The organism is Amycolatopsis sp. NPDC051716 (genome assembly GCF_040681595.1).
Classification (GTDB): Bacteria; Actinomycetota; Actinomycetes; order Mycobacteriales; family Pseudonocardiaceae; genus Amycolatopsis.
In genome coordinates this window covers 116,974-142,267 of record NZ_JBFAZA010000013.1, presented here as the reverse complement: position 1 = coordinate 142,267, position 25,294 = coordinate 116,974, and the positions used below count along the sequence as shown (strand labels likewise).

27 protein-coding genes are annotated in these 25,294 nt (G+C 71.6%); 14 read left to right on the top strand and 13 right to left on the bottom strand.

The features are described from left to right. The first annotated feature begins 94 nt into the window (after nucleotides 1–94). The gene (locus AB0M30_RS19905) at nucleotides 95–1,372 is read left to right on the top strand and encodes a glycosyltransferase family 4 protein (protein ID WP_364585526.1); all 1,278 of its coding nucleotides are present in this window, start codon (nucleotides 95–97) and stop codon (nucleotides 1,370–1,372) included. 12 nt (nucleotides 1,373–1,384) lie between these two features. Here AB0M30_RS19905 and AB0M30_RS19900 read toward each other — a convergent pair whose 3' ends face one another. Beyond that, nucleotides 1,385–1,513 carry a hypothetical protein gene (locus AB0M30_RS19900; RefSeq protein WP_364585524.1) on the bottom strand — a complete coding sequence of 43 codons (129 nt, stop codon included), beginning with the start codon at nucleotides 1,511–1,513 and terminating at the stop codon, nucleotides 1,385–1,387. 287 nt (nucleotides 1,514–1,800) lie between these two features. On the opposite strand from AB0M30_RS19900, the gene AB0M30_RS19895 reads away from it, so the two are divergent. Then, nucleotides 1,801–2,217 (top strand): hypothetical protein, encoded by a 417-nt coding sequence (locus AB0M30_RS19895; protein WP_364585522.1) that lies wholly within the window; start codon nucleotides 1,801–1,803, stop codon nucleotides 2,215–2,217. Here the strand turns inward: AB0M30_RS19895 and AB0M30_RS19890 are convergent. Next, complete coding sequence (locus tag AB0M30_RS19890) at nucleotides 2,214–2,672, bottom strand: nuclear transport factor 2 family protein (protein ID WP_364585520.1); 459 nt, start codon at nucleotides 2,670–2,672, stop codon at nucleotides 2,214–2,216. The two genes, AB0M30_RS19895 and AB0M30_RS19890, sit on opposite strands and share 4 nt — an antisense overlap. A gap of 90 nt (nucleotides 2,673–2,762) precedes the next feature. Between AB0M30_RS19890 and AB0M30_RS19885 the strand changes: the two genes are divergently transcribed. After that, a complete protein-coding gene (locus AB0M30_RS19885; RefSeq protein WP_364585518.1) occupies nucleotides 2,763–3,296 on the top strand; it encodes a helix-turn-helix domain-containing protein in 534 nt (177 codons plus the stop codon). Here AB0M30_RS19885 and AB0M30_RS19880 read toward each other — a convergent pair. The 4 genes from AB0M30_RS19880 to aceA all read right to left on the bottom strand — a co-directional run bounded on the left by AB0M30_RS19880 (nucleotide 3,287) and on the right by aceA (nucleotide 7,933). Next, on the bottom strand, nucleotides 3,287–4,141 hold the full coding sequence (locus AB0M30_RS19880) for a hypothetical protein (RefSeq protein WP_364585516.1): 855 nt from the start codon (nucleotides 4,139–4,141) through the stop codon (nucleotides 3,287–3,289). The two genes, AB0M30_RS19885 and AB0M30_RS19880, sit on opposite strands and share 10 nt — an antisense overlap. A gap of 10 nt (nucleotides 4,142–4,151) precedes the next feature. Next, nucleotides 4,152–4,643 (bottom strand): SigE family RNA polymerase sigma factor, encoded by a 492-nt coding sequence (locus AB0M30_RS19875; RefSeq protein WP_364585514.1) that lies wholly within the window; start codon nucleotides 4,641–4,643, stop codon nucleotides 4,152–4,154. 306 nt (nucleotides 4,644–4,949) lie between these two features. After that, the gene (gene aceB / locus AB0M30_RS19870) at nucleotides 4,950–6,557 is read right to left on the bottom strand and encodes a malate synthase A (RefSeq protein ID WP_364585512.1); all 1,608 of its coding nucleotides are present in this window, start codon (nucleotides 6,555–6,557) and stop codon (nucleotides 4,950–4,952) included. A 95-nt stretch (nucleotides 6,558–6,652) separates the two neighbouring features. Then, nucleotides 6,653–7,933: an isocitrate lyase gene (gene aceA, locus AB0M30_RS19865; protein ID WP_364585511.1), complete on the bottom strand. Its 1,281-nt coding sequence runs from the start codon at nucleotides 7,931–7,933 to the stop codon at nucleotides 6,653–6,655. Nucleotides 7,934–8,161: 228 nt separating this feature from the next. Here aceA and AB0M30_RS19860 point away from each other — a divergent pair, with 228 nt between their 5' ends. Next, nucleotides 8,162–9,586: a short-chain fatty acyl-CoA regulator family protein gene (locus AB0M30_RS19860; RefSeq protein WP_364585509.1), complete on the top strand. Its 1,425-nt coding sequence runs from the start codon at nucleotides 8,162–8,164 to the stop codon at nucleotides 9,584–9,586. On the opposite strand, the gene AB0M30_RS19855 is transcribed toward AB0M30_RS19860, so the two are convergent. After that, nucleotides 9,587–10,570 carry a hypothetical protein gene (locus tag AB0M30_RS19855; protein WP_364585507.1) on the bottom strand — a complete coding sequence of 328 codons (984 nt, stop codon included), beginning with the start codon at nucleotides 10,568–10,570 and terminating at the stop codon, nucleotides 9,587–9,589. Further along, a complete protein-coding gene (locus AB0M30_RS19850; RefSeq protein WP_364585505.1) occupies nucleotides 10,567–11,058 on the bottom strand; it encodes a SigE family RNA polymerase sigma factor in 492 nt (163 codons plus the stop codon). The genes AB0M30_RS19855 and AB0M30_RS19850 overlap by 4 nt, the downstream gene beginning before the upstream one ends. An 88-nt stretch (nucleotides 11,059–11,146) precedes the next feature. Between AB0M30_RS19850 and ilvA the strand changes: the two genes are divergently transcribed. Then, a complete protein-coding gene (gene ilvA, locus AB0M30_RS19845) occupies nucleotides 11,147–12,403 on the top strand; it encodes a threonine ammonia-lyase IlvA (protein WP_364585503.1) in 1,257 nt (418 codons plus the stop codon). A gap of 20 nt (nucleotides 12,404–12,423) precedes the next feature. Next, nucleotides 12,424–12,993: an NADAR family protein gene (locus AB0M30_RS19840; protein WP_364585501.1), complete on the top strand. Its 570-nt coding sequence runs from the start codon at nucleotides 12,424–12,426 to the stop codon at nucleotides 12,991–12,993. Between the two features lie 43 nt (nucleotides 12,994–13,036). On the opposite strand, the gene AB0M30_RS19835 is transcribed toward AB0M30_RS19840, so the two are convergent. Continuing rightward, nucleotides 13,037–13,414: a hypothetical protein gene (locus AB0M30_RS19835; RefSeq protein ID WP_364585499.1), complete on the bottom strand. Its 378-nt coding sequence runs from the start codon at nucleotides 13,412–13,414 to the stop codon at nucleotides 13,037–13,039. 43 nt (nucleotides 13,415–13,457) lie between these two features. Beyond that, complete coding sequence (locus tag AB0M30_RS19830; RefSeq protein ID WP_103335374.1) at nucleotides 13,458–14,213, bottom strand: acyltransferase; 756 nt, start codon at nucleotides 14,211–14,213, stop codon at nucleotides 13,458–13,460. A 52-nt stretch (nucleotides 14,214–14,265) separates the two neighbouring features. On the opposite strand from AB0M30_RS19830, the gene AB0M30_RS19825 reads away from it, so the two are divergent. From AB0M30_RS19825 to rox, 3 genes are all read left to right on the top strand, one after another. Further along, nucleotides 14,266–15,228 carry a nucleoside hydrolase gene (locus tag AB0M30_RS19825; RefSeq protein ID WP_103335372.1) on the top strand — a complete coding sequence of 321 codons (963 nt, stop codon included), beginning with the start codon at nucleotides 14,266–14,268 and terminating at the stop codon, nucleotides 15,226–15,228. A gap of 110 nt (nucleotides 15,229–15,338) precedes the next feature. Then, complete coding sequence (locus tag AB0M30_RS19820; protein WP_103335518.1) at nucleotides 15,339–16,436, top strand: C40 family peptidase; 1,098 nt, start codon at nucleotides 15,339–15,341, stop codon at nucleotides 16,434–16,436. Between the two features lie 207 nt (nucleotides 16,437–16,643). Continuing rightward, nucleotides 16,644–18,095: a rifampin monooxygenase gene (gene rox, locus AB0M30_RS19815; RefSeq protein ID WP_364585496.1), complete on the top strand. Its 1,452-nt coding sequence runs from the start codon at nucleotides 16,644–16,646 to the stop codon at nucleotides 18,093–18,095. Here rox and AB0M30_RS19810 read toward each other — a convergent pair. Together AB0M30_RS19810 and AB0M30_RS19805 are read right to left on the bottom strand one after the other, a co-directional pair. Further along, complete coding sequence (locus tag AB0M30_RS19810; protein WP_364585494.1) at nucleotides 18,081–18,980, bottom strand: aldo/keto reductase; 900 nt, start codon at nucleotides 18,978–18,980, stop codon at nucleotides 18,081–18,083. The two genes, rox and AB0M30_RS19810, sit on opposite strands and share 15 nt — an antisense overlap. A 21-nt stretch (nucleotides 18,981–19,001) precedes the next feature. Further along, nucleotides 19,002–19,823 (bottom strand): MBL fold metallo-hydrolase, encoded by an 822-nt coding sequence (locus tag AB0M30_RS19805; RefSeq protein WP_364585492.1) that lies wholly within the window; start codon nucleotides 19,821–19,823, stop codon nucleotides 19,002–19,004. Nucleotides 19,824–19,881: 58 nt separating this feature from the next. On the opposite strand from AB0M30_RS19805, the gene AB0M30_RS19800 reads away from it, so the two are divergent. Then, nucleotides 19,882–20,409 carry a hypothetical protein gene (locus tag AB0M30_RS19800; protein WP_364585490.1) on the top strand — a complete coding sequence of 176 codons (528 nt, stop codon included), beginning with the start codon at nucleotides 19,882–19,884 and terminating at the stop codon, nucleotides 20,407–20,409. Between the two features lie 3 nt (nucleotides 20,410–20,412). Here AB0M30_RS19800 and AB0M30_RS19795 read toward each other — a convergent pair whose 3' ends face one another. Beyond that, nucleotides 20,413–21,573 carry an MFS transporter gene (locus AB0M30_RS19795; RefSeq protein WP_364585488.1) on the bottom strand — a complete coding sequence of 387 codons (1,161 nt, stop codon included), beginning with the start codon at nucleotides 21,571–21,573 and terminating at the stop codon, nucleotides 20,413–20,415. A 118-nt stretch (nucleotides 21,574–21,691) separates the two neighbouring features. Here AB0M30_RS19795 and AB0M30_RS19790 point away from each other — a divergent pair, with 118 nt between their 5' ends. Genes AB0M30_RS19790 through AB0M30_RS19775 form a run of 4 tightly spaced genes read left to right on the top strand, consistent with a single transcriptional unit; the run spans nucleotide 21,692 to nucleotide 25,020 of the window. After that, nucleotides 21,692–22,462: a maleylpyruvate isomerase family mycothiol-dependent enzyme gene (locus AB0M30_RS19790; protein WP_364585486.1), complete on the top strand. Its 771-nt coding sequence runs from the start codon at nucleotides 21,692–21,694 to the stop codon at nucleotides 22,460–22,462. 52 nt (nucleotides 22,463–22,514) lie between these two features. Beyond that, entirely contained in the window at nucleotides 22,515–22,943 is a 429-nt protein-coding gene (locus AB0M30_RS19785; protein ID WP_364585484.1) for a MarR family transcriptional regulator, read from the top strand. A 41-nt stretch (nucleotides 22,944–22,984) separates the two neighbouring features. Next, nucleotides 22,985–23,572 (top strand): PadR family transcriptional regulator, encoded by a 588-nt coding sequence (locus tag AB0M30_RS19780; protein WP_364585482.1) that lies wholly within the window; start codon nucleotides 22,985–22,987, stop codon nucleotides 23,570–23,572. A gap of 8 nt (nucleotides 23,573–23,580) precedes the next feature. Continuing rightward, the gene (locus AB0M30_RS19775) at nucleotides 23,581–25,020 is read left to right on the top strand and encodes an FAD-dependent monooxygenase (protein WP_364585480.1); all 1,440 of its coding nucleotides are present in this window, start codon (nucleotides 23,581–23,583) and stop codon (nucleotides 25,018–25,020) included. The last annotated feature ends 274 nt before the right edge of the window (nucleotides 25,021–25,294 follow it).

The following is a 25,294-nucleotide window of genomic DNA, read 5'->3' as shown; positions in this document are numbered from 1 at the left end:
AGATCCGCACACCGGCCAGTGATCGAGATCACATGTGAATACTTCGCCAGCACGGGCGCGCCGAGGCCTACTGACTCGCGAGTAACCTCTGCGCATGCGAGTGCTGATGCTGTCCTGGGAGTACCCGCCCGTGGCCATCGGGGGCCTGGCCCGGCACGTCCACGCGCTCGCTACCCACCTCGCCCGCCAGGGCCACGAGGTCGTCGTGCTCTGCCGGCACGCCGCGGGCACCGACGCCGGGACGCACCCGCGCACCGACCGCGTCGTCGAGGGCGTGCGGGTCATCCGGGTCGCCGAAGACCCGATGCACGTGACGTTCGAACGGGACCTCGTCGCCTGGACGCTGGCCATGGGACACGCCATGATCCGCGCCGCGCAGGACCTGCTGCGCACCTGGCAGCCCGACGTCGTCCACGCGCACGACTGGCTGGTCGCCCACCCGGCCATCGCGATCACCGAGGCGGCGCGGGTGCCGCTGGTCGGCACCATCCACGCGACCGAGGCGGGACGGCACTCCGGCTGGCTGTCGCACCCGCTGAACCAGCAGGTCCACTCGGTCGAATGGTGGCTCGCGAACCGCGCCGACGCGCTGATCACCTGCTCGCAGGCGATGCGTCGCGAGGTCGCGTACCTCTTCGAGGTCGAGGCGGCCGACGTCACGGTGATCCACAACGGCATCGAGGAGCGCGGCTGGCAGGTGCCCGCGGACGAGATCGCCCGCGCCCGCGAGGTCTACAGCCCGGCCGGTGCTCCCCTGTTGCTCTATTTCGGACGACTCGAGTGGGAAAAGGGCGTGCAGGATCTCCTGGCCGCCCTTCCCCGCATCCGGCGCCGCCACCCGGGCACCCGCGTGGTCGTGGCCGGAAAAGGACGACACTTCGACGAGCTGGTCGAGCAGTCGCGGAAGCTGCGGGTGCGGCGCGCGGTGGATTTCGTCGGGCACCTCTCCGATCGCGATCTCCGGGCGGCGCTGGCCGCGGCCGACGCCGTCGTGCTGCCGAGCCGGTACGAGCCGTTCGGCATCGTCGCGCTGGAGGCCGCGGCCGCGAAGGCACCGCTGGTGGCGTCGACGGCCGGCGGGCTCGGCGAGGTCGTCGTCCACGGGGAGACCGGGCTGGCGTTCAGCCCCGGGGACGTCGCCGCGCTGGCCGCCGCGGTGACAACGGTGCTCTCCGACGCCGGGGCCGCGGCCGAGCGGGCCCGGGCCGCGCAGTCCCGGCTGGCCGCGGACTTCGACTGGGGCCGGATCGCCGAAGCGACCGCCGACGTCTACCGGCGGGCGAAGCCGGGTGAGCCGGTCGAACTGCCCCGGCCCAAGATCGCGACCGGCAACGCCTTCGAACCGGTGCCGGCCGAGATCCCGGAAGTCTAGGTAGCCGCCCGCTCAGAACCGGCAGGGCCGGACGCAGGCCGGAGCGGCCGAAACGGTCGTGGTCGTGATTCCGTCCACGGCGAACGCGAGCGAAAACAGGACGATGAGGGTGGCGGCGGCAGCTCTGAACCTGCAGGTCATGGGGACTCCTCGGGAAACGGTGGCGCGATCGGCGCCTCGCAGCGAGCATCCGCGCCGCCTCCCGGGGAAACAATAAGCGGAACAGCACGGGCCGATACGTATTCGCCTTCCGTGATCGGTTCGTCCGGTTCACCGGGTTCCGGTCACCAGCCGGACCCGGACGCGGACCGGCGGGCGGCCCAAGTTCCGCTCAGGGCGGACTCAGCGTCACAGTCGGATCTCGGCTGACAACCCGCTGGCCTGCACAAACGCCCTTACGACACGAACCGAAACTCCGCGAGGTCATCATGAAGATCCTCTCCCTCACCGCGGCCGGTCTGCTCGCGCTCACTCCGGCGGCCGCCGCGCAGACCACCACACCGCCACCGCTGCCCACCTGGCTGAACCTGTCCGTCTACAGTGGACATCCCGGCGAGAAGGTGTCCCTCACCGTCGCGTGCGAAGGCGAAGCGAGCCCGATCACGACCAAGGCCCTGCGCGTCACCGCGCCGTTGGACCGCAACGCCGAGGGACACCAGCCGTGGGCGCTTTTCGGCGAAAGCGTCGTCGCCGCCGTCGCGCCCGGCACTTATCCGGTCTCCGTCCGCTGCGCGAGGAAACCGCTGACCGTGCACTTCACGGTGCTGGCTGCGAAGCCCCGGCCCGGCCAGGTGAAGGTCCTCCCCCACGGCGCTCCCCGGACCGGGGACGGCTCGGCCTCCTAAAAGACCGGCAACAGGACGCCGTGTTCCGATTCCGGTCGTGGGCCGAAGATGCGGCGGTCGGCTTCGGCGATCGGGACGTCGTTGATGCTCGCTTCGCGGCGGCGCATCAGGCCTTCGTCGCTGAACTCCCACAGCTCGTTGCCGTAACTGCGGAACCACTGCCCCTCGGCGGTCCGGGACTCGTACTGGAACCGGACGCCGATGCGGTTGCCGCGAAAACCCCACAGCTCCTTGCGCAGGGCGTAGTCCAGCTCGCGCGCCCATTTCTCGGTGAGGAACTCGACGATCCGCGCGCGTCCGACGACGTGACGGTCGCGATTGCGCCAGACCGAGTCCTCCGTGTACGCGAGCGAGACACGCTCGGGGTCGCGGGTGTTCCACGCGTCTTCGGCGGCCTGGACCTTCTGGCGGGCGGTGTCTTCGTCGAAGGGCGGGAACGGCGGGCGCGGGGTCATGACGGCTCCTTCCGGACGCGGAGAACGTGCGTTCTCCACTGCTCCCGCTAGACTAGAGAACGATCATTCTCAGCGCCAGGGGCAGGTGACATGGATTCCACGGAGGCGACCGACCGGCTGCTGGAGGCCGCCGAGGACCTCTTCTACGCCCAGGGCGTGCAAGCGGTCGGGATGGACGCCGTCCGCGAACGCTCCGGCGTCTCGCTCAAGCGGCTCTACCAGTGCTTCCCGGCGAAGAGTGACCTCGTGGAGGCGTACCTGCTTCGCCGCGACGAACGCTGGCGCGGCTCGTTGCGCGATTTCGTCCACGCCCGCGGCGACGACCCCCTGGCGGTGTTCGCCTGGCTGAAGAACTGGTTCGCCGAGCCGGGCTTCCGCGGCTGCGCGTTCATCAACTCCTTCGGCGAGTTCGGCGAGCCCACCCCCGGTATCGCCGCCGCGATCCGCAAGCACAAAGACGAGGTCCGGGCCTACTTGCGCGGCCTCGTCGCGGACCCGAGCCTCGCCGACCAGCTGTTCGCGCTCATGGAGGGCGCGACCGTGCTCGCCGCGATCACCGGAGACGCGGGCGAAGCGGACACGGCCGGCGAAGCCGCGAAGGTCCTGCTGGCCGCTCAGGGGTAGAGCGTCAGCCCCGGATCGAGCGCCACCTCCGCCAGCTGGCCGAGGCTCAAGGGCGGCGACGGCATGTCCGGCGCATCACCCAGCTTCGCGTCCCGGGCGGTGTTCTGGGCCTCGACGATGACGCCGGTGCCGTCGGGCTTGGTGACGTTCACCCGGTTGACCGTCGGGCCCTCCTCGATGGTGAGGGTCACCTCGACGATCGTCTCGCCGTGCGGCCCGGTCCGGCGGTGGCACGTGCCTTTGGTCTGGTCCGGCGGCGGGGTGCACTCGGTTTGCGGGGTGGCATTGCCGCCGAGCCGGGTGACGATGGCCCAGACGTTGCCCTTGCGCGCCTTTTCCGCCGTCGACGCCGCGGCCATGAAGTAGTCCTCGCCGCCGCTACACGTGCTGTCCCTCGACACCACCGCGGAAAAGACGTGGTAGAAGGCCAGCGGCCCGTGCTGGGTTCCCTTCGGGTACTGCCCCAGCGGGTGGACGCCGAGCGTCGTACCCGCGGCGACCCGCTGCTTCACGGCGTCGGTGAGCACCGTCGTCAGCCGGTCCGCCACCACCGTCGCCTTCTCCGGGAGCGGAGCCCCGGTCGTTCGCGGGAGGAGCTTGCACGCGTCGGCCGACGGGGGCGGCGCGGCCGCTCCTGGTTGCGCGAAGCTCGGCGCCGGATCACCCGGCGCGAGGGCGAACACTGCGCCGGCAGCCACCGCCGCGACACCCGCGCCGGCGGCGGTCCACGGGTTCGCCACGCGGCGGACCCGTGCCCGCCGGCGTTCGCGGTCCAGCACCGCCTCGACGTCGACAGTGGACGGCGGGACGACGCCGATGGCCGCGTCGAACTGCTCCCTGCTCATTTTTCCTCCATCAGCTCTGACTCGCGGCGACGAGCGCGCGCAGCGAGTCGAGCCCCCGCGCGGTCTGGCTCTTCACGGTCCCGGGCGAACACTCCAGGATCTCGGCGGTCTCCTCGATGGACAGGTCGCAGTAGTAGCGGAGCACCACCGCGGCCCGGCGCCGCGGCGGCAGCGCGTCGAGCAGTTCCAATAGGCCGAGCCGCTCGAGGACGTCGTCGGTGGGCAGCACCGGTGGCTCCGGCAGCGTCTCCGCCGGCTCCTCCCGCCGCCACGCCCTGGCCTTCTCGTCCAGCCACGTCCGCACGAGGATCCGGCGGACGTAGGCGTCGAGGTGCTGCACCTGCCGGGCCCGTGGCCAGTGCCGGTACAGCTTGCCGATCGTGATCGACACCAGGTCGTCGGCGAGGTGCCAGTCCCGGCACAGGAGGAAGGCCGTGCGGCGCATCACTTCCATCCGGGTCGTGACGTAGTCGCGGTACCCCGACTCTTCCGACCGTTTCACCAGTTCCTCCTCGTCGCCCCCACACCTGTGGAACGGGGTGGGCGGGCGCGGGGGTTGCCTGGAGATCGAAATATGGGGTCCTGCGGCGGCAGCTGAACCCGAAAACGAAAATGAACCGGTCCCGGGGGCGGGGAGCCGCCGCCACCGGGACCGGTTCGGACCCACACCATCCCAACAGTGTGGAATCCGGTCGCCCCTCGTCAGGTAGGGGCGACCGGATGCTCGAAGCACTCTTTACCGCTGAGAGCACATCGAACGGAGTTCGAAGCACTCCCTACCGTTGAGAGCGCAACGAACAGAGCCCTGCTACCGGGCGTCCGTGAGGTACCGCGCGTAGGCACCCGTGGTGAGGAAGCTCGGCAGCTTCTCGCCCAGCGCGGTCTCGGTGAAGATCTCGTACGCGTCGTCGAGGCGGTTGCCCGTGCCGAGTTCGGCGCGGACCGACGCGAGTTCGTCGTCCAGGAATTCGACCGCCAGTTCGCGGGTCAACGCCGTGCCGTCCTCGAGCTTCGTGCCGTTGCGGATCCACTGCCAGATCTGGCAGCGCGCGATCTCCGCGGTGGCCGCGTCCTCCATGAGGTTGTGGATCGCCGCCGCGCCGGTGCCGCGCAGCCACGCGTCGACGTAGCGCAGCGCGACGTTGATGTTCGCGCGCACGCCCGCTTCGGTGACCTCGCCGCCGGCGCTGGCCACGTCGAGCAGGTCCTCGGCGGTGACGTGGACGTCGTCGCGCAGCTTGCCGAGCTGGTTCGGCCAGCCGCCGAGCACGCCGTCGAAGACCTCGCGGCAGACCGGGACCAGGCCGGGGTGCGCGACCCACGAGCCGTCGAAACCGTCGCCGGCCTCGCGTTCCTTGTCGGCGCGGACCTTCTCGACCGCGGTCGCGTTGACCGACGGGTCCTTGCTCGGGATGAACGCGGCCATGCCGCCGATGGCGTGCGCGCGCCGCCGGTGGCAGGTGCGCACCAGCAGCTCGGTGTAGGCCCGCATGAACGGCACGGTCATGGTCACCTGCGCGCGGTCCGGCAGGACGAAATCGGCGCCGTGCGCGGCGAAATTCTTGATCATGCTGAAGATGTAGTCCCAGCGACCGGCGTTGAGGCCGGCCGCGTGCTCGCGCAGCTCGTAGAGGATTTCGTCCATCTCGAACGCGGCGGTGATCGTCTCGATCAGCACGGTCGCGCGGATGGTGCCGCGCGGGATGCCCAGCTCGCGCTGCGCCAGCAGGAAGACGTCGTTCCACAGGCGTGCTTCGAGATGGTTTTCCAGCTTCGGCAGGTAGAAGTACGGGCCGACGCCGCGGGCGAGCAGCTGGCGCGCGTTGTGGAAGAAGAACAGGCCGAAGTCGACCAGGCTCGCCGACACGGGGCGGCCGTCGATGCGGATGTGCTTCTCCACCAGGTGCCAGCCGCGGGGGCGCGCGACGATCGTCGCGGGCTCGTCGCCGATCGTGTACCGCTTGCCGGCCTCGGTGGTGAAGTCGATGTTGCGGCGGATGGCGTCGTAGAGGTTGATCTGGCCGTCGATGACGTTGTGCCACGTCGGCGACGTCGCGTCCTCGAAGTCCGCCAGCCAGACCTTGGCGCCGGAGTTCAGCGCGTTGACCGTCATCTTGCGGTCGGTGGGGCCGGTGATCTCGACGCGGCGGTCTTCCAGGCCCGGCGCGGTCGGGGCGACGTGCCACGACTCGTCGTCGCGGATCCGGCGGGTCTCGGGCAGGAAGCCGAGCGGCTTCTCCCCGGACTGCAGTTCTTCGCGCCGCACGCGGCGGGCGTCGAGCAGCTCGCGCCGGCGTCCGGCGAACGTGTTGTCCAGCTTGGCCAGGAAGTCGAGTGCCGCCGGGGTCAGGATCTCCGCGAACCGGCCCTCGACCGGCCCGGTGACCTCGATGCGGTAGTTCAGCCGATCAACCATGGGGTGCCTCCGCGAGCTGTGGGCAGGGAAGGAAAGAGGGGGAAGGACGCGGCCTGACGACGATGGGGGTTTTCGTCGTCAGGCCGCGGCCGGGATCAGTGGAACTGGGCTTCTTCGGTGGAGCCCTTGAGCGCGGTGGTCGAGCTCTCCGGGTTCAGCGCCGTCGCGATGTTGTCGAAGTAGCCGGTGCCGACCTCGCGCTGGTGCTTGGTCGCGGTGTAGCCGCGGCTCTCCGAAGCGAACTCGCGCTCCTGCAGGTCGACGTAGGCGGTCATGCCCTCGCGGGCGTAGCCGTGCGCCAGGTCGAACATCGAGTAGTTCAGCGCGTGGAAGCCGGCCAGCGTGATGAACTGGAACTTGTAGCCCATGTGGCCGAGCTCGCGCTGGAACTTCGCGATCGTCGCGTCGTCCAGGTGCTTCTTCCAGTTGAACGACGGCGAGCAGTTGTAGGCCAGCATCTGGTCCGGGAACTTCGCCTTGATCGCCTCGGCGTACTTGCGCGCCACCTCGAGGTCCGGCTCGGAGGTCTCCATCCAGAGCAGGTCGGCGTACTGGGCGTAGGCCAGGCCGCGCTCGATGCACGGCTCGATGCCGTTGCGGACCTCGTAGAAGCCCTCGGCGGTGCGGCCGCCGGTGAGGAACTGCTGGTCGCGCTCGTCGACGTCGCTGGTCAGCAGCGTCGCGGCCTGGGCGTCGGTGCGGGCCACGACCAGGGTCGGCACGTTCAGCACGTCGGACGCGAGCCGCGCGGCGTTCAGCGTGCGCTCGTGCTGCTTGGTCGGGATCAGGACCTTGCCGCCGAGGTGACCACACTTCTTCTCGGACGCGAGCTGGTCTTCCCAGTGCACACCCGCGGCGCCGGCGGCGATCATGCCCTTCATCAGCTCGAACGCGTTGAGCGGGCCACCGAAGCCGGCCTCGGCGTCGGCGACGATCGGCGCGAACCAGTCGATGTCGGTGTTGCCTTCGGCCCAGTTGATCTGGTCGGCGCGGCCCAGCGCGTTGTTGATGCGGCGGACCACGGCCGGCACCGAGTTGGCCGGGTAGAGGCTCTGGTCCGGGTAGGTCTGGCCGGACAGGTTCGCGTCGGCCGCGACCTGCCAGCCGGACAGGTAGATCGCCTGCAGGCCCGCGCGGACCTGCTGGACGGCCTGGTTGCCGGTGAGCGCGCCGAGCGCGTGGATGTAGTCCTCGGTGTGCAGCAGGTCCCACAGCTTCTCCGCGCCGCGGCGGGCCAGGGTGTGCTCCTCGACGACGCTGCCGCGCAGCTTGATCACGTCTTCGGCCGAGTAGGAGCGCTGCACGCCCGCCCAGCGGGGGTCGTTCGCCCACTGCGCCGCCAGCTCCGCGGCCGCCTGCTTGGCCTGTTCCGTCATCGGATCTCCCGGTGTTGCGAAGTTTGCGATTGCTCGCCTTGCTTGGCCTGACCCTGACACGCCAGCGAAAACGCGGTCTAGTTGTCCAATTTGCCAATTTGTGCGAAGGGTCCGTAGGCTCTTTGCAAAGGTTGCGAATCAGCCGATTCGCAACTGATCGAAAATCCGCGTTCTTGACCGTTCACGTAACCGTTCAGGACCGGAAACCTTCCGGGAAGGAGGGCTCGAATGGAGAAGACTTTCGCCGGCGCGCGGTTGCGGCACCTCCGCGAAAGCCGCTCGATGAGCCAGGCCGACCTCGCTCGTGTGCTGGAGATCTCACCCAGCTACCTCAACCAGATCGAGCACAACTCGCGCCCGCTGACCGTGCCGGTGCTGCTGCGGATCACGCAGGCGTTCGGGGTCGACACCGAGTTCTTCGCCAACAACGACACGTCCCGGCTGGTCGCCGACGTCAAGGAAGCCCTGCTCGACGAAGCCCTCGGCATCGACGTCACCACCGGCGAGCTCAACGAGCTGGCCACGAACCTGCCGGCGATCGCCCAGGCGCTGGTCAAGCTGCACCGCAGCTACCGCAACGCCGTCGAGAACACCGCCGCGCTGACCACGGAAAACGGCCTGGGCCTGCACGGCAGCGCCGCCGCGCCGCTGCCGCACGAGGAGGTGCGCGACTTCTTCTACGAGCGCGAGAACTATGTCGCGGAACTGGACGAACGCGCCGAGAAGATGGCCGCGGACATCCCGCTGCAGCGCGGGCAGGTGCTGAGCGCGCTGAAGGAACGCCTTTCCCAGCGCTACGGCGTCGAGGTGACCAGCGAGGGCATCGACGAGGCCAACGGCCAGCAGCACCGCTACGAGCCGATGACGCGGGTGCTGCGGCTGGCACCGAGCCTGCGGGTCGGGCAGCAGGCGTTCCGGATGGCTTCGCAGATCGCGCTGCTCGAGTACGACGACCTCATCACCGAGCTCGCGGACTCGTGGGCGTTTTCCGGACCGGCCGCCCGGTCGCTCGCCCGCGTCGGCCTGGCGAACTACTTCGCCGGGGCGCTGATCCTCCCCTACGGGCCGTTCCTGGCCGCGGCCGAGCGGTTCCGGTACGACATCGAGCGGCTGTGCGACCACTACGGCGTCGGCTTCGAGACCGTCTGCCACCGGCTGTCCACGCTGCAACGGCCGAAGCAGCGCGGGGTGCCGTTCTCGTTCGTGCGGGTGGACCGGGCCGGGAACATGTCGAAGCGGCAGTCGGCGGCCGGGTTCCACTTCTCCCGCGTCGGCGGGGCGTGCCCGCTGTGGAACATCTACGAGGCGTTCACCCAGCCGGGCAAGATCCTCACCCAGATCGCCACGCTGCCCGACGGCAAGAGCTACTTCTGGGTCGCGCGCACGGTGTCGCGCAACATCGGCGGCTACGGCAGCCCGGGCAAGACGTTCACGGTCGGGCTGGGCTGCGAACTGCGCCACGCCGGACGGCTGGTCTATTCGACCGGACTGGACCTGGACGAGCCGGCCGCCGCGACGCCCATCGGGATGGGGTGCAAAGTCTGCGAACGGCCGGCGTGCTCCCAGCGCGCGTTCCCGACGATCGGCAAGCAGCTCACCGTGGACGAGAACACCAGCACCTTCGTCCCCTACCCGGCGGTGCCCAAGGGCTGATCAGCCGATCACGTGCGGCGTCCACTTCGACTCGTCCGGGCCGATCGGCGTGATCCGGCTCAGCAGCTCCTGCGAGGTGATGCCCGCGGCCTGGGGCTTGTCGATCGCGACGCACGCCCGCAGCCCGTTCTTCGTCGTGCACACGGGCTTGCCGAGGCCGTCCGCGTGGCCGCCCGGCGGAGTGACGGTGATCGTCGCCAGCGCCCCGTTCGACGAGTACTGGAGCACCGCCCGCCACGGGACGCCGTCCTGGTCGGGGCGGCGCCACAGCTCGACGTCGGCGACGCGGAACGCCGCGGGCAGGCTCGAGATGTGCAGCGGCAAGGGCACCGCGCGGTTCGCGAACGTCACCTCCCCGGCGACGTGCAGCAAGACCTGCTGCAGGTCGGGGAGGGCGAGGTAGTAGGCGTTCAGCTCGGCCCAGCGGCCGTCCGCGGTCGGCCAGCGCAGGTAGCTGTTGCCCTGGTTCAGCGGGTCCCGGGCATCGGCGGTGACCCAGTAGCCGTCGCGGTCGCCGACCCGGACCGGGACGCGCACCGCCCGCCCGCCCATGTCGTGCCGGCGGTCCAGGGCGGGTTCCTGGTCGTACACGGCGAGCCAGATCATCGGCGCCATGTCACCGCGGCCGATGGCCAGCGCGTAGTCGCCGTGGCCGCCGGCGCCGTACTCGACGCCCTTGATGGGCTCCGGCAGCCAGCCGAAGCTCGCCTTCGTCACCAGCGGGTTGTCGGTGGGCGCCGGCGCGACGGGCGGCGGCTTGGGCAGGACGACGGCCGGCGCGATCGGGGGCGTCGGCCGCATCGCCGACACCGCCGTCAGCCCCCCGGCCGTCACCACCGCGGCACAGCCCACGACCAGCGCCGTGGTCCGCACACGACGACGGCGTCCCCCGAGCCGGCGCGCGCTGTCGAGGTCGATCCGGGGTGGCGGGGCAGGCGTTTCGGCCAGTTCCTTCAGCTTGGTGGCCAGCTCGTGGTCGGTCATGCTCGTCCCTCCCGGATCGGTTCGCGCAGCAGCTCGCGAAGCGTGTCCACGGCCTTCGCGGTCTGGCTCTTGACGGTGCCTTCGGAACAGCCCAGCGCCCGCGCGGTCTCGGCGACCGGCAGATCGCCGAAGTAGCGCAGGACGACGGTCGCGCGCTGCCGGGCCGGCAGCCGTTCCAGCGCGGCCCGCAGGTCCAGCGCCTGTTCGACGTCCGTGCCCGGGGCCGGCGGCTCCTGGTCGTTTTGGCGCAAATCCACCCGCCGCCACCACGACGTCCGCTGTTCGGCCAGGAACGTGTTGACCAGCGTGCGGCGCGCGTAGCCGTCCAGGTTGTCGGCGCGGGACGCGCGCGGCCAGTTCGCGTAGAGCCGGGTGATCGCCGACTGGACCAGGTCGTCGGCCCGGTGCCAGTCGCCGCAGAGCAAGTACGCGACCTTGCGCAGCCAAGCCGCCCGCGTGGTCACGTACTCGGTGAATCCGGCGTCCATCGGCGCCCCCCATCTCGTTCGTCACCCCTTTGATGCGCCCGGAGGCCCGGCCGGTTGCCCGGGACGCGCGAGTCGTAGATTCACCGGGGTGCACGACATCGACACGGTGACCGCGGCGACCATCGAGAAGGCCGCCGAGCGGCTGGCCGGGGTGGTGACCCGGACGCCGCTCGAGCCGAGCGCCCGGTTGTCGTCCCGGGTGGACGCGCAGGTCTGGGTGAAGCGCGAGGACCTGCAGACCGTCCGGTCGTACAAGATCCGCGGCGCCTACAACTTCATCGTCCAGCTCGACGAGGACGTCCGCGCCCGCGGCGTCGTCTGCGCCAGCGCCGGCAACCACGCCCAGGGCGTCGCGTACGCGTGCCGCCGGCTCGGCGCCAACGGCCGCGTGTACGTCCCCGGGACCACCCCGCGGCAGAAGCGCGAGCGCATCGCGACGCTCGGCGGCGCGCACATCGAGGTCGTCGTTGTCGGAGAAACGTACGAAGACGCCTTCGCCGCGGCCAACGAGGACGCCCAGCGCACCGGCGCGACCCTGGTGCCCGCGTTCGACGACGTCCGCACCGTCGCCGGCCAGGGCACGGTCGCCCTCGAGGTGATCGAGCAGCTCGGCTTCGTGCCCGACGTCGTGGTCGTGCCCGTCGGCGGCGGCGGGCTGCTCGCCGGGGTCGGCAGCTGGCTGCGGGAGCGGCACCCGGACGTCCGGATCGTCGGCGTCGAGCCCGCGGGCGCGGCCTGCATGGCCGCCGCCCTCGAGGCCGGGCACCCGGTGCGGCTGCCGGAGCTCGACTCGTTCGTCGACGGCGCCGCCGTGCGCGAAGCCGGCGCGGTCACCTATCCCCTGATCCGCGAGAGCGGCGCCGAGCTGACCGCGGTCGCCGAGGGCGCGGTGTGCACCGAGATGCTCGCGATGTACCAGTCCGACGGGATCATCGCCGAACCCGCGGGCGCGCTCGCCGCGGCGTCGCTCGGCACGGTCGTCGGTGTCGAGCCCGGCCAGACCGTCGTCTGCGTGGTCTCCGGCGGCAACAACGACGTCAGCCGCTACAGCGAGATCCTCGAACGCTCGCTGATGCACGAAGGGCTGAAGCACTACTTCCTGGTCGGCTTCCCGCAGGAGCCCGGCGCGCTGCGGCGGTTCCTCGAGCAGGTGCTCGGGCCCGAGGACGACATCACCCGCTTCGAGTACGTCAAGCGCACCAACCGCGAGATGGGACCGGCGCTGGTCGGCATCGAAATCGCCCGGTCAGCCGACCTGCCCGGGCTGCTGGCCCGGATGGCCGCCAGCCCCCTGCAGGTGGAGCGGATCAAGCCGGGCAGCCCCCTGTTCCACTTCCTGCTCTGAGCGCGTGGTCCACTAGGCGGATGGTGAAGGTCGACGGTGTCCGCAGTGTCGAGGCGTTGCGTGAAAAAGTCCACGAGGGTGCGGAGCCCGAGTACCTGCTGTTCTACGGGCACACGCCCTCGAAGTCCGGGCGGGTGACGGCGAGCTGCCTGAGCCAGTGGTGGGTCGACCCCTTCGAAGCCGACGGCGTCGTCTACCCGACCGCCGAGCACTACATGATGGCCGGCAAGGCCGAGCTGTTCGGCGACCACGAGAAGGCCGAGCTGATCCGGACCACGCCGGACCCGAAGGCGGCGAAGGTGCTCGGCCGCGAGGTCGCCGGGTTCGACGCCGCCACCTGGGAGCGGCACCGGTTCGACATCGTCGTCGACGGCAACCTGGCCAAGTTCCGCGCCCACCGCGACCTGCGCCGGTTCCTGCTCGGGACCGGGGACGCGGTGCTCGTCGAGGCGTCCAAGAAGGACCTCGTCTGGGGCACGGGCCTCGCGCGCGAGGAGAAGAACGCGACCAAACCCGACTACTGGCGCGGGCTGAACCTGCTCGGCTTCGCGCTGATGGAGGTCCGCGAGCAGCTGCGGGCGCGCGTCTGACTCAGGGAGCCCCGCGCACGACGTCGTCCGACCTGTGCCGAGGTCAGCCGCCGGGACATTCGTTGCCGCCGCCGCTGTGCTCGACGCAGTGCCGCGGTCCCGGTGGGGGCGGCGGTGCGTGCCGGAGGTCGTCCGCCCACTTCAAGGCCGCGACGACCGCGGCCAGCGTCAGGCAGATCCCGAAGAACCACGTCCACCCGCGCCGCCGCGTGGTCGCCGAAACGACCACGCCCACGAGCGGCAGGCCGGCGCCGAGCCAGGCCGCCCAAGTCAGGTAGCCGTCGCCCCCGTGCGTGCTCGTGCCGAACACCGGCATGTTCGCGAGCGCGCCCTGCAGTACCAGGAACGGGACGACGACCAGCCACCCCACCGCCACCAGCGCGAGCACGGTGGACACGACGACCTCGCGGTACTCCCCCATGCGACCACCATTACCGGAAAACGACCACGTGGCCTGAGTAGTCCTACTGCTCGCCGAGGGTTTTCTGCAGGGCCTTGTTCGCCTTACGGGCCATGTCCGCGACAGCCTCGCGACGCGCGGCATCGGCCGCGTAGTCGTCCTTGCGGTTGCGGACCACCCGCGCCGGCGTGCCGACCGCGATCGAGTAGTCCGGAATGTCACCACGGACGACCGCGTGCGCGCCGAGCACGCTGCCGCGGCCGATGCGGGTGCCCTTCAGGACGCTGACCTTGGTGCCGAGCCAGGTGTCCGGGCCGATGCGAACCGGGGACTTCACGATGCCCTGGTCCTTGATCGGCACGTGGATGTCCGAAATGACGTGATCGAAGTCACAGATGTACACCCAGTCGGCGACCAGCGTGGCCGCGCCGAGCTCGATGTCGAGGTAGCAGTTGATCACGTTCTGGCGGCCGAACACGGACTTGTCGCCGATCCGCAGCGAGCCCTCGTGGCAGCGGATCGCGTTGCCGTCGCCGATGTGGACCCAGCGGCCGATCTCCAGCCGTCCGTAGCCGGGGCGGCAGTGGATCTCGACGTCCTTCCCGAGGAAGAGCATGCCCCGCAGGATGATGTGCGGGTTGGCGAGCCGGAACTTGAGCAGCCGGTAGTACCGGACCAGGTACCAGGGCGTGTACGCGCGGTTGCGCAGCACCCAGCGCAGCGAGTCGGCGGTCAGGAACTTCGCCTGCCGCGGGTCCTGCCGGGCACGGCGCCAGGCCCGCACCCGCGACAGCGCGGGCGCACCCCACATCGACGTCATGCCCGTGACCGTAACCTGTGTGCGGGACGGGTTCGCAGGCAAGGGGAGCGGGATGGGCACGAAGCTGATCATCGACACCGACCCGGGCGTCGACGACGCGCTGGCGATCGCGCTGGCGGCGCTGTCGCCGGATGTCGACCTCCTCGGGGTGACGTCGGTTTTCGGCAACGTCCCCCTCGAGCGCACGACGTCGAACGCGCGGCGGCTGCTGGAGCTCTTCGGCCGCACCGACGTGCCCGTGGCCGCGGGGGCCGCGCGGCCGCTCGTCTACTCCAAGCCGCGTGACGCGAAAGAGGTCCACGGCGGCGACGGCCTGTCGGGCCACTCCTACACCCTGCCCGAGGCGACCCGTCCGCTGGAGGAACGGGACGCCGTCCGGCTGATGCTCGACCTGCTCGAGACGTCCGACGAACCGGTGACCATCGCCCCGATCGGGCCGTTGACGAACATCGCCGCACTGCTCGCGGCGCACCCGGGCGCGGCGGCGAAGATCGCGCGGCTGGTGATCATGGGCGGCGGCGTGACGTTCGGCAACAGCACCACCGCGGCCGAATTCAACATCTGGAGCGACCCCGAGGCGGCCCGGCGGGTGCTGGTCGAGGAGGACGTTCCGGTGGTACTGGTGCCGCTGGACCTCACGCACCGCTGCGCCGTCGACGGCGAATGGCTGGCCAAGCTCGCGTCGTCGGGGCCCGTGGGCGCCGTCCTCGAAGGACTGACCTCGACCTACCGGCAGCACTACACGCGCGTGTTCGGCGAGGACCGGATGGTCATGCACGACGCCGTCGCGGTCGCCGAAGCGATCTCGCCGGGCATCCTCCACACCGAGACCTACCGGGTCGACGTCGACTGCGGCCTCGGCCCGGCGCGCGGCCAGACCCTGGTCGACCGGCGGCGGCTCGGCGAGGACGATCCGCAGTTCAGCCCCGGCCGCCCGATCGAGGTCGCGCTGGACACCGACCTCGACGGCCTGCGCGGCTTCGTCCTCGACCGGCTCACCGGAGCGGCCCGGTGAGCGAGGAGCCCGAGGTCGTCCCGACTGAAGAGCCTGAACCGACCGAACCGACTGAACTGGCCGAACGGACCGAACCGTCTGCACCGCCCGCACCCCGCCGCCGGAAGCCCGTGGTCGTGATCGCGGCGGTGGTCGTCGTCGCGGGCGCCCTGGTGGCCGGCATCCTGCTCGCGCCGAAGCAGCAGGAGACCACGAACGCCGCCGCGACGGGCACACCGGCGTCGTCGACGTCGCCGAAGCCTTCGAAGCCGCCGGCGACCACGCCCCCGCAGACCTCGACGCCGCCGAAGGTGCCCGAAGCGAGCGAGTTCGACGCCTGGGCGTCCAAGACCAGCCAGTGGCTCGACGTCCCGCTGCGCGCGATGGTCGGCTACGCGAAGGCGACGACGAAGCTGGGCAAGGACGTCCCCGGGTGCCACCTTTCGTGGGTCACGCTGGCCGCGGTCGGAAAAGTGACCACGGACCACGGCCGCGCGCGGGGCGGGCAGTTCGGCACCACCGGCGTCCTGGACAAGCCGCTCGGCACGATCGAGGTGCGCGACTTCTACAACAAGGTCGTCTCGACGGCGAACGCCGCCGGGCCGATGCAGCTGTCCCCGGCGGTCTGGGGCAAGTACCAGGCCAGCGCGTCCGGCGGGAAGCCCGATGTCCAAAACATCGACGACGCCGCGCTGACCACGGGCCGCGCGCTGTGCGCCGACGGCCACGACCTGTCCCAGGGCCAGGTGTGGTGGGACTCGGTCGGCACGCTGCAGCCGGCGCCGCTGTTCCTGCACCGGACGCTGGCCACGGTCAACGTCTACGGCACGGTCGGCCAGGGCTCGGCGGCGCCGAACGCGGCGGTGCTGAGCGCGGTGAACTTCGCGATCGACAAGATCGGCCTCCCCTACATCTGGGGCGGCAACGGCACCGGCGGCAGCGACCCGGGCTTCGACTGCTCGGGCCTGACGACGGCGGCGTACGGCAGCGCGGGGGTCAAGCTGATGCGCACGGCCGACACGCAGTTCCGCAGCGTCCCGCACGTGACCGACCCGCAGCTGGGCGACCTGATCTTCTACGGCGAGCCGGCGACGAAGATCCACCACGTCGGCCTCTACATCGGCAACCAGCAGATGATCGACGCGCCGCAGACCGGGCAGGCGGTCCAGGTCCACTCGTACCGCCGGGACGGCGACGACTACGCCGGAGCCGGCCGCCCCACGGCCTGAGCCCGGCCGTGGTCGCGCGGACGGCAAAAGGATTGGACGGCGTGCGGTCCGGGCTTGTAGCTTGCCGGGAACCGTGACACCGCCCGAGGAGGTGAGCCCCATGAACGCAGGATCGACGTGGGTGCTCCCCCGCCAGTCACGGCCGGGCGATTGACGTAGGTGTCGCCGGGAGCGCCTCGACCCAAGGCACTCCCGAAAGGCACCACCATGGACTCTTCGCCATCCACTCCGTCGCCGTTCGACGTGGTCATCGTCGGCTGCGGGCCGACCGGCGCGACGCTGGCCGCCGAACTGCGGCTGCACGACGTGCGGGTCCTCGTCCTGGAACAGGACACCGAGCCCGCGTCGTTCGTCCGCATCGTCGGGCTGCACATCCGCAGTCTCGAACTGATGGCCATGCGCGGGCTGCTGGACCGCCTCCGCGCCCACGGACGGCAGCGTCCGGCCGGCGGGTTCTTCGCCGCCATCCCCAAACCCGCGCCCCGGGACCTCGATTCCGCGCACGCCTACCTGCTGGGCATTCCGCAGCCGGTCATCGTTCGTCTCCTCGAAGACCACGCGGTCCACCTGGGCGCCGAGGTCCGGCACGGTGGCGCCGTGGCTGGGTTCGAGCAGGACGAAGAGGGCGTGACCGTCGAACTGGCCGGCGGCGAACGGCTGCGTGCGCGCTACCTCGTCGGCTGCGACGGCGGACGCAGCACGGTGCGCAAGCTGAGCGGCATCGGCTTCCCCGGCGAGCCTTCGCGGACCGAGACGCTGATGGGTGAAATGGCGGCCACTGCGCCGCCGGCGGAGATCGCCGCCAAGGTGACCGAGGTCAGCGAGACCCACCGGCCGTTCTGGCTCCGGCCCTTCGGTGAAGACGTCTACAGCGTCGTCGTCCCGGCCGCGGGCGTCGCCGATCGCGCGGCACCACCCACCCTGGACGATTTCCGGCAACAGCTGCGGGCCATCGCCGGAACCGACTTCGGCGTGCACTCCCCGCGCTGGCTGTCGCGGTTCGGGGACGCGACCCGGCTGGCCGAGCGGTACCGGACCGGGCGGGTGCTGCTGGCCGGCGACGCGGCGCACATCCACCCGCCCACCGGTGGCCAGGGGCTGAACCTGGGCATCCAGGACGCGTTCAACCTCGGCTGGAAACTGGCCGCGCGGATCCGCGGCTGGGCACCGGAACCGCTGCTGGACACCTACCAGGCCGAACGCCGTCCGGTCGCCGAGGCCGTGCTGGACAACACCCGCGCCCAGATGGAACTTTCGGCCCCCGGACCGGGACCGCAAGCCGTGCGCCGGCTGCTCACCGAGCTGATGGACCTCGACGAGGTGAACCGCTACCTGATCGCGAAGATCGCCGCGATCGACATCCGCTACGACTTCGGGGCGGGCCCCGATCTGCTCGGCCGCCGCCTGCGCGACCTCGACGTGAAACAGGGGCGCCTCTACGACCGGCTGCACCGCGGCCGCGGCCTGCTGCTGGACCGCACCGAACGCCTGACCACCGGCGGCTGGTCGGACCGGGTCGACCACCTCGCGGACCCCACCGCGGACCTCGACGTCCCGGGCGTCCTGCTGCGCCCCGACGGGCACGTCGCCTGGATCGGCGACGACCAACGGGACCTGGACGACCACCTGGCCCGCTGGTTCAGCTCACCTCTCCGGTGAGGCCCGGTGGACGGCGTCGAGGCGGGCCAGCTCGTCCGGGGTGAGCCGGAGGGCTCCGGCCGCGACGTTGTCCTCCAGATGACCAGGAGTCCCGGTGCCGGGGATGACCAGCACGTGCGGTCCCCGCCGCAGGGTCCAGGCGAGCCGCACCCGCGCCGGGCTCACCCCGTGCGCCCGGGCGGCGGCGAGCACTTCCTCGTGCTCGTCGCCGCCCGCTCCGGCCTCGCGTCCGGCGCCGGCGATCGCGAAGAACGGCACGAACGCGATGCCCTGCTCGCCGCAGGTGCCGAGGAAGGCGTCCTGTTCCCGGCGGTAGCCCAGGCCGTAGGCGTTCTGCACGCACACCACCGGCGCGACGGCCTGCGCCTGGGCGAGGTGCGCGGGCCGCGCGTTGGAGATGCCGAGGTGCCGGATCAGCCCCGCCTCGCGCAGCCCGGCCAGCACGCCGAAGTGCTCGCTGATCGAGTCCAGTCCCGATACGCGCAGGTTCACCAGGTCCAGGTGGTCGCGGCCGAGCTGGCGCAGGTTCTCTTCGACCTGCCCGCGCAGCTGCTCCGGGCGGGCCAAGGGCAGCCACTGGCCGGACGGGTCGCGGGCCGGGCCGACCTTGGTGGCGATGACCAGCTCGTCCGGGTACGGCGCCAGCGCGCGGTTGATCAGCTCGTTGGCCGAACGCAGACGCGAGAAGTAGAACGCGGCGGTGTCGATGTGGTTGACGCCCAGCTCGACGGCCCGGCGCAGCACGGCGATCGCCTGGTCGCGGTCGCGCGGGACGGCGTCGGCGGCGAACGCCTGGCCGTTTTGCGGCAACCGCATCGCACCGAAGCCGATGCGGTTGACCGTGCGGTCGCCGAGCGTCCAGCTGCCGGGTGGGTCCGTGATCATCGGCGGATGATGGCACCGGGCTCAGCCGAGGTGGTCGTTGGCCCCGCTCACCCAGGCGATGTAGCGCTCCGCGGACCGGCGCACCACGCCCTTGGCGTCCCCGAGGACCTTGCCGCCGAGGAGGCCGTAAAGGCGGTCGAACTCGTAGGGCTCGAGGCGGTCCACGATCCGCTGCACCAGGCCCGCGGAGAGCGGGATGCGGTTGGGGTAGCTGCGCATGAAGGTCACCCACCCGGCCGCCGCCACCGGGAGCATGGTGTCGCCGGCCAGCAGGGTGCCGCCGGTGTCGTTCTCGACGTGGGCGACCGCGGCGCCGGGGAAGTGCCCGCCGGCTTCGACGAGGGTCACCCCGGGCAGGACCCGCTCGGTGCCGGACCACTCCCGGATCACGGCGTCCTCGCGCCGCACCCAGCGCCGATCGGCGGAATGGACGAGGACCGGGACGTTCCCGAGCCGCCGGCTCCAGCTGACCTGGGAGCCGTACATGTGCGGGTGGCTGGCCACGATCACCGCGGCCCCGCCGAGTTCCTCGATCTTCGCGGCCAGCGCCGGGTCGAGGTGGTTCGGCGGGTCCCACAGCAGGTTGCCGCCGGGCGTCCGGACCAGGTGCGTCCACTGGCCGATCCCGAACCGCGGTTCGCGGTTGAACCCGTGCAGGCCCGGTTCGAGTTCCCGGTGCACCACTTCGCGGCTGTCGGCCGCGAGCTCGTCGAGGGTCGTCCACACCTGCCCCGAGGCGGGCACCCACTGCCGGTCGTCGGCGCAGATCGCGCAGTCGCCGGCCGGGGGGCGGTCGGTGTCGGGGTGTTCGACCCCGCAGGTTCCGCAGATCCAGATCGTCATGACGCCAGTCTGGGAACTCGACCAAGGTGGAGGTCAAGGCCGCAGGGATAATCCTGTGATGGACTCGGGGACCACCACGCAGCTGATCACCGTGGGCGCCACGCTCGGCGGGGTCGTGCTCACACTGCTGACCAACACGTTCGTCGAGGGCCGCAAGCTCAAGGCGACCCACCGCGCGGAAGCGCAGAAGCGGGCGGCGGACCACGCGAACTGGCTGCGCGACGAGCGCGTCAAGGCCTACGCGGGCCTGTCGACGGCGAGCGAAGAGGCGTTCCAGCTGGTCCGGTCGGAGTTCATCAAGCTGCCGGCGGACCGGGAGCAGATCGAAACCCGGTGGCGCGAACGGCGCACCGAGCTGCGCAAGGCGCACAACCAAGTCGCCCTGTTCGGCACCGAGGAACCGCGGAAGCGCGGCAAGGAGCTGTGGAAGGCGGCCCGCAACGGGGTGAACGCCGTCTTCGCCGAGCTCGACGCCGGGGCCGAGGAGGTGCGCCGGGAGAGTCTCGACCAGGTGCTGACCGGGATCAGCGACGCCGGGGACCGGTTCCTGGAGGCGTGCCGCGCCGACGTCCAGGGCACGCGCTGAGCGTCAGCTGCGGAGGCGGCGGATCCGGGCGGGTTCCCGCAGCGACGGCGCCGAGAAGACGATCCCGAGGGTGACCACGACCGCCGACGAGAGCGCCCAGTGCAGCCCGACGCGGGTCGCGAGCGCGCCGACCAGGACCGGTTCCACCAGGAACCCCAGGTACCCGCAGGCCGCGACGGCGGCGACCGCCCGGCCCGGCGCGTCCGCCTGCTTCCGGCTCGCCACGCTCCACGCGATCGGCACGATCCCGGCCACGCCGAGCCCGACGACCGCGAAGCCGGACACCACCACGACCGGCCACGGCGCGGCGAGGACCACGGCGAAGCCCAGCACCGCGACCGTGGCCGCCACGCGGACGAACCGGACCGCGCCCGTCCGCGCCACGACGCGGTCGGCGACCAGCCGGACCGCGATCATCGTTCCCGAGAAGGCGAAGTAGCCGAGCGACGCCAGCGCGGGTGTCGCGCCGGTGACGTCGGCGAGGTACACCGCGCTCCAGCTGTTGACCGCCCCCTCGGCGACGAACCCGCAGAAGGCGATCACGCCCAGCGGCACCAGCGCCCGGCTCGGCCACGCGAAGGCCGCTTCGCCTTGCCCGCGGTCGGCGCCGCCGAGGAAGCGGGTGCGGGCCGCCCACAGCGCGAGGGCGAGCAGCACCGCGCCGGCGACCGGGAAGTGCACGGTCACCGGGACGTGCCAGGCTTCCATCAGCGCGTCGACGCCCGAGCCCGCGAGGCCGCCGATGTTCCAGAAGGCGTGGAATCCGGCGAAGATCGGACGCCCGTAGCCCTCCTCGACGCGGGCCGCGTGGGCGTTCATGGCGACGTCGAGCAGGCTGTTGCCCACGCCCAGCACGACGAGCGCGGCGAAGAACACCGGCGCCGACCACGCGAACGCGACCAGCGGAAGTCCCGCGCACAGCACGACCGCGCCGAGCCCGACGGCCGCCCGGCTGCCGATCCGGGTGAGCAGCGCACCCGCGCCCAGCAGGGCGAACACCGATCCGGCGGCGAGACCGAACAGCCCGGTCGCCAGCTCGCCCGTGCTCAGCCCGAGCCGCCCCTGCACCGCGGGCACCCGGGCCAGCCAGGTCGCGAACGCGGCGCCGCACACCGCGAACACGACGGAAACCCCGAGCCGAGCGCGGTTCAGCTCCCCAGTCACCCCGCCACCCTACGGATCTTGGACCGGCGCGAAACCCCCTGTCCAGGTCCCCGGAGGCCGGCTTCGGGGCAGCCGATCACGACCCCACGGCCACCGCCGCACGGCCTACGGTGGTGGGGTGAAGTCGTTGAGCCATGACCGGCTGGCCGCCGCCCTCGGCACCGAAGCGGACCGGTTCGGGAGGGCGATCGCGGGCGCCGCCCCGGACTTGCGCGTCCCGACGTGTCCGGAGTGGACACTGCGGGACCTGACCTGCCACGTCGGGATCGCCTACTACAAGTCCGCGGTCGTCATCGCGAGCCGGCCCACGGGTTACGTGCCGTTCGAGTCCGTCACGATCGACGACCCGCCCGCGTTCGAGGCTCTCGGCGGCTGGCTGCGCGAGGGCGCGCGGCGGCTCGTCGCCGCGGTGGCCGAGGTCGGTCCCGAGACCCCGACGTCGACGTGGACCCCCGATCGGCGCGCCGGGTTCTGGACGCGGCGGCTGACCCACGAAACGGTCGTCCACCGCGCGGACGCCGCCTTCGCGACGGGCACGCCGTACGACGTCGACGCCGACGTCGCCGCGGACGGGATCGCCGAGGGCCTGGGCCTGGCGGCCACCTTCTCGCGCCGGCAGCACCCGGCGCTGGACCGGACCTCGTTGCAGGGCACCGGAGAGACGCTGCTGTTCCACGCCACCGAACCCGCGGTCCACTGGCTCGTCCGGCGGACCCCGGCCGGGGTCGAGGTGGCCCAGGAAGCCGCCGAGGCCGACGTCGTCGTCGAGGGCCGTGCCGCCGACCTGCTCCTCGCGCTGACCGGGCGCCTCGCCGCGGACGACCCCCGGCTCACCGTGTCCGGCGACGCGGCCCTGTTCCACCACTGGCGGGAGAACACGCGCTTCTAGCCGCCCACGGTGTCAGGTTCCGGACGCGGTGAGCCTGTGTAAGGTCCCTGTCATGAGTCCAGCCCCGACCGGCGACCGGCCCGGCTACCTGATCAAACGTGCCCAGCAGGCACTGAACCAGGCCTGCACCGACCGGCTGCGTCCCCTGGAGCTGTCGATGTCGCAGTACGCCGTGCTGCGCGCGCTCGACGACCACCCCGGCGCGTCGTCGGCGGAACTCGCGCGGATCACGTTCGTCACGCGGCAGTCGTTGCGGGACGTCCTGGGCGGCCTGCGGTCGGCCGGGCTGGTCACCGTCGCCGAGCAGGCGAGCACCGGCCGGGCGCGCCCGGTGACGCTGACCCCGTCGGGCCGCGCCCGGCTGGCCGCCGCCGAAGACCTGATCACGCAGGTCGAAGTGCAGATGCTCGACACGTTGTCGGCCGGCCGGCGGCGCGACCTGGCGGATCTCCTGCGCACCTGCGTCGCCAACCTGGCTTGACGGCGGTCGTATAGTCGGTTCCGACTAACAGGGAGCGACTAGTGCCGTCACGCAAGATCCGCAACACGCTCGCGCTGGCCTTGCTCGGCCTGCTGCTGGAACGCCCGATGCACCCGTACGAAATGGCGTCCACACTGCGCGAGCGCCACAAGGGCTCGACGTTCAAGATCAACCCGGGGTCGCTCTACGACACCGTGGAGGCCCTGGCGAAGCACCGCTGGATCGAGCCCGTCGAGACGGTCCGCGAAGGCAACCGGCCGGAGCGGACGGTCTACGCGCACACCGAGCTCGGCCGCCAGGAGTTCGTCGCCTGGCTCGACGAACTGGTCCGCGAGCCGGTCGCGGAGTACCCGAAGTTCGTCGCGGCGGTGAGCTACCTCGGCGCGCTCGGCCCGGACCGCGCCGCCGACGCGCTGGAGGAACGCGCCCGGCACCTCGCCGAACGCATCGACGGCGCCGACAAGGCGCTGGCCGAGACCGTCGGCAAGGGGGCGCCGCGGCTGTTCATGATCGAGGTCGAGTTCGTCCGGGACGCGTGGCGCGCGGAGCTCGACTGGGCGCGCCGCACGGCCGCCGAAATCCGGTCCGGGTCCCTGCCATGGCCCGAAAACTGGCCCGAAAACTTCTGAGGGGAACCATGTCCGACTTCGAAACCGACGTCCTCGTCGCCGGTGCCGGCCCGGCTGGCCTGCTGCTCGCCGCGGAGCTCGCCCTGGCCGGCGTCCGCACCACGATCGTCGAACGCCTGCCGGAACGTCCGCCGTACTGCCGCGGCTTCAACCTGAACGCGCGGGCGCTGGACCTGCTGGCCCGCCGCGGGCTGGCCGAGGGACTGGTGGCCGAGGGGCACCGGGTGCCGCACGCACCGGTGACCGGCCTGCCCGGCCCGCTACTGCTGAACGGCGCGGCGACGGATCACCCGTTCTCGCTGGGGATCCCGCAGACGCGCGTCGAAGAGGTCCTGGAGGCGCGGGCGCTCGAACTGGGCGCCGAAATCCTGCGCGGCCACGATCTGCGCTCGTTCACCCAGTCCGCGGACGAGGTCACCGCGGTGGTCCACAATGGACGTTTCGGCCGGACGATCCGGGCACGCTTCCTCGCCGGCTGCGACGGCGGCCGCAGCACCGTCCGCAAACGGGCCGGCATCGGCTTCCCCGGCGTCGACGCGCGCTGGTACGCGCTGCTCGGCGACGTCGAATGCGACCTGCCGTACGGGCCTTCGGCGGGGCCGGACGGGCGGAGCGTGTTCGTCATCCCACGGCCCGGGTACGTCCGGATCGTGGTCCGGGAGGACGACCCGCCGTCGGACAAGGACACGCCGGTCACGCTGGAGCGGTTGCAGGCGCAGGTGGACGCGGTCCTCGGCCGCCACGTCGAGTTGCGCGCGCCCCGCTGGCTGAGCCGCTTCGGCGACGCGGCCCGCCTGGCCTCGAGGTACCGCGAAGGCCGGGTGCTGCTGGCGGGCGACGCGGCCCACATCCACCCGCCGGCGGGCGCGATCGGCGTGAACGTCGCGCTCGACGACGCGTTCAACCTGGGCTGGAAACTGGCCGCGACGGTGCGGGGAACAGCACCGGCGGGCCTCCTGGACACCTACCACGACGAGCGGCACGCGGCGGGTGCGCGGATTTTGGCCAACACGCGGGCACAGGTGGCGCTGGAGGAAGCGGCCGCGGAGCCGTGGGCCGACTTGATGCGGCGCGTGGCGGCGCACCCGGCGGGGAACCGCGCACTGGCGGAGATCATCACGGGGCTGGACGCGTGTTACGAGCCGGGCGGACACCCGTGGCTGGGGCGGTTGGCGCCGGACGTGCGGCTGCGGGTGTCGGGAGCGGAGACGCACCTGGCGGCGCTGCTGCACGCCGGGCGGCCGGTGCTGCTGGACCTAACCGGATCGTTCGCGGCCTGGCCCGCGGTGGTGGCCGCTTCGAGTCCGTCCATTTCGGACGTTGCCGCGGTGCTGCTGCGGCCGGACGGGCACGTGGCCTGGGTGGGCACGGCGGACTCGGGTGAGGCGGGGCTGGCGGAGGCGATGCAACGGTGGGTCGGCGATGTTCCGGTCCCGGCGTCCGCCTGACCGGCAGCGGCGCCCAGCGCGGTCATGGTCACCTCGGCCATGACCGCGGCACGGGCGGCCGAGACCGGGCTGCGTCGGCGTTGGCGAACGCGGCCCGGGCACCGGCCTTCGGGTGGCCGGATGGAGGTGGCGAACGCGGCCCAGGCACCAGCCATCGCGTGGCCGGATAGAGGTCGCGAACGCGGCCCAGGCACCAGCCATCGCGTGGCCGGATAGAGGTCGCGAACGCGGCCCAGGCACCAGCCATCGCGTGGCCGGATAGAGGTCGCGAACG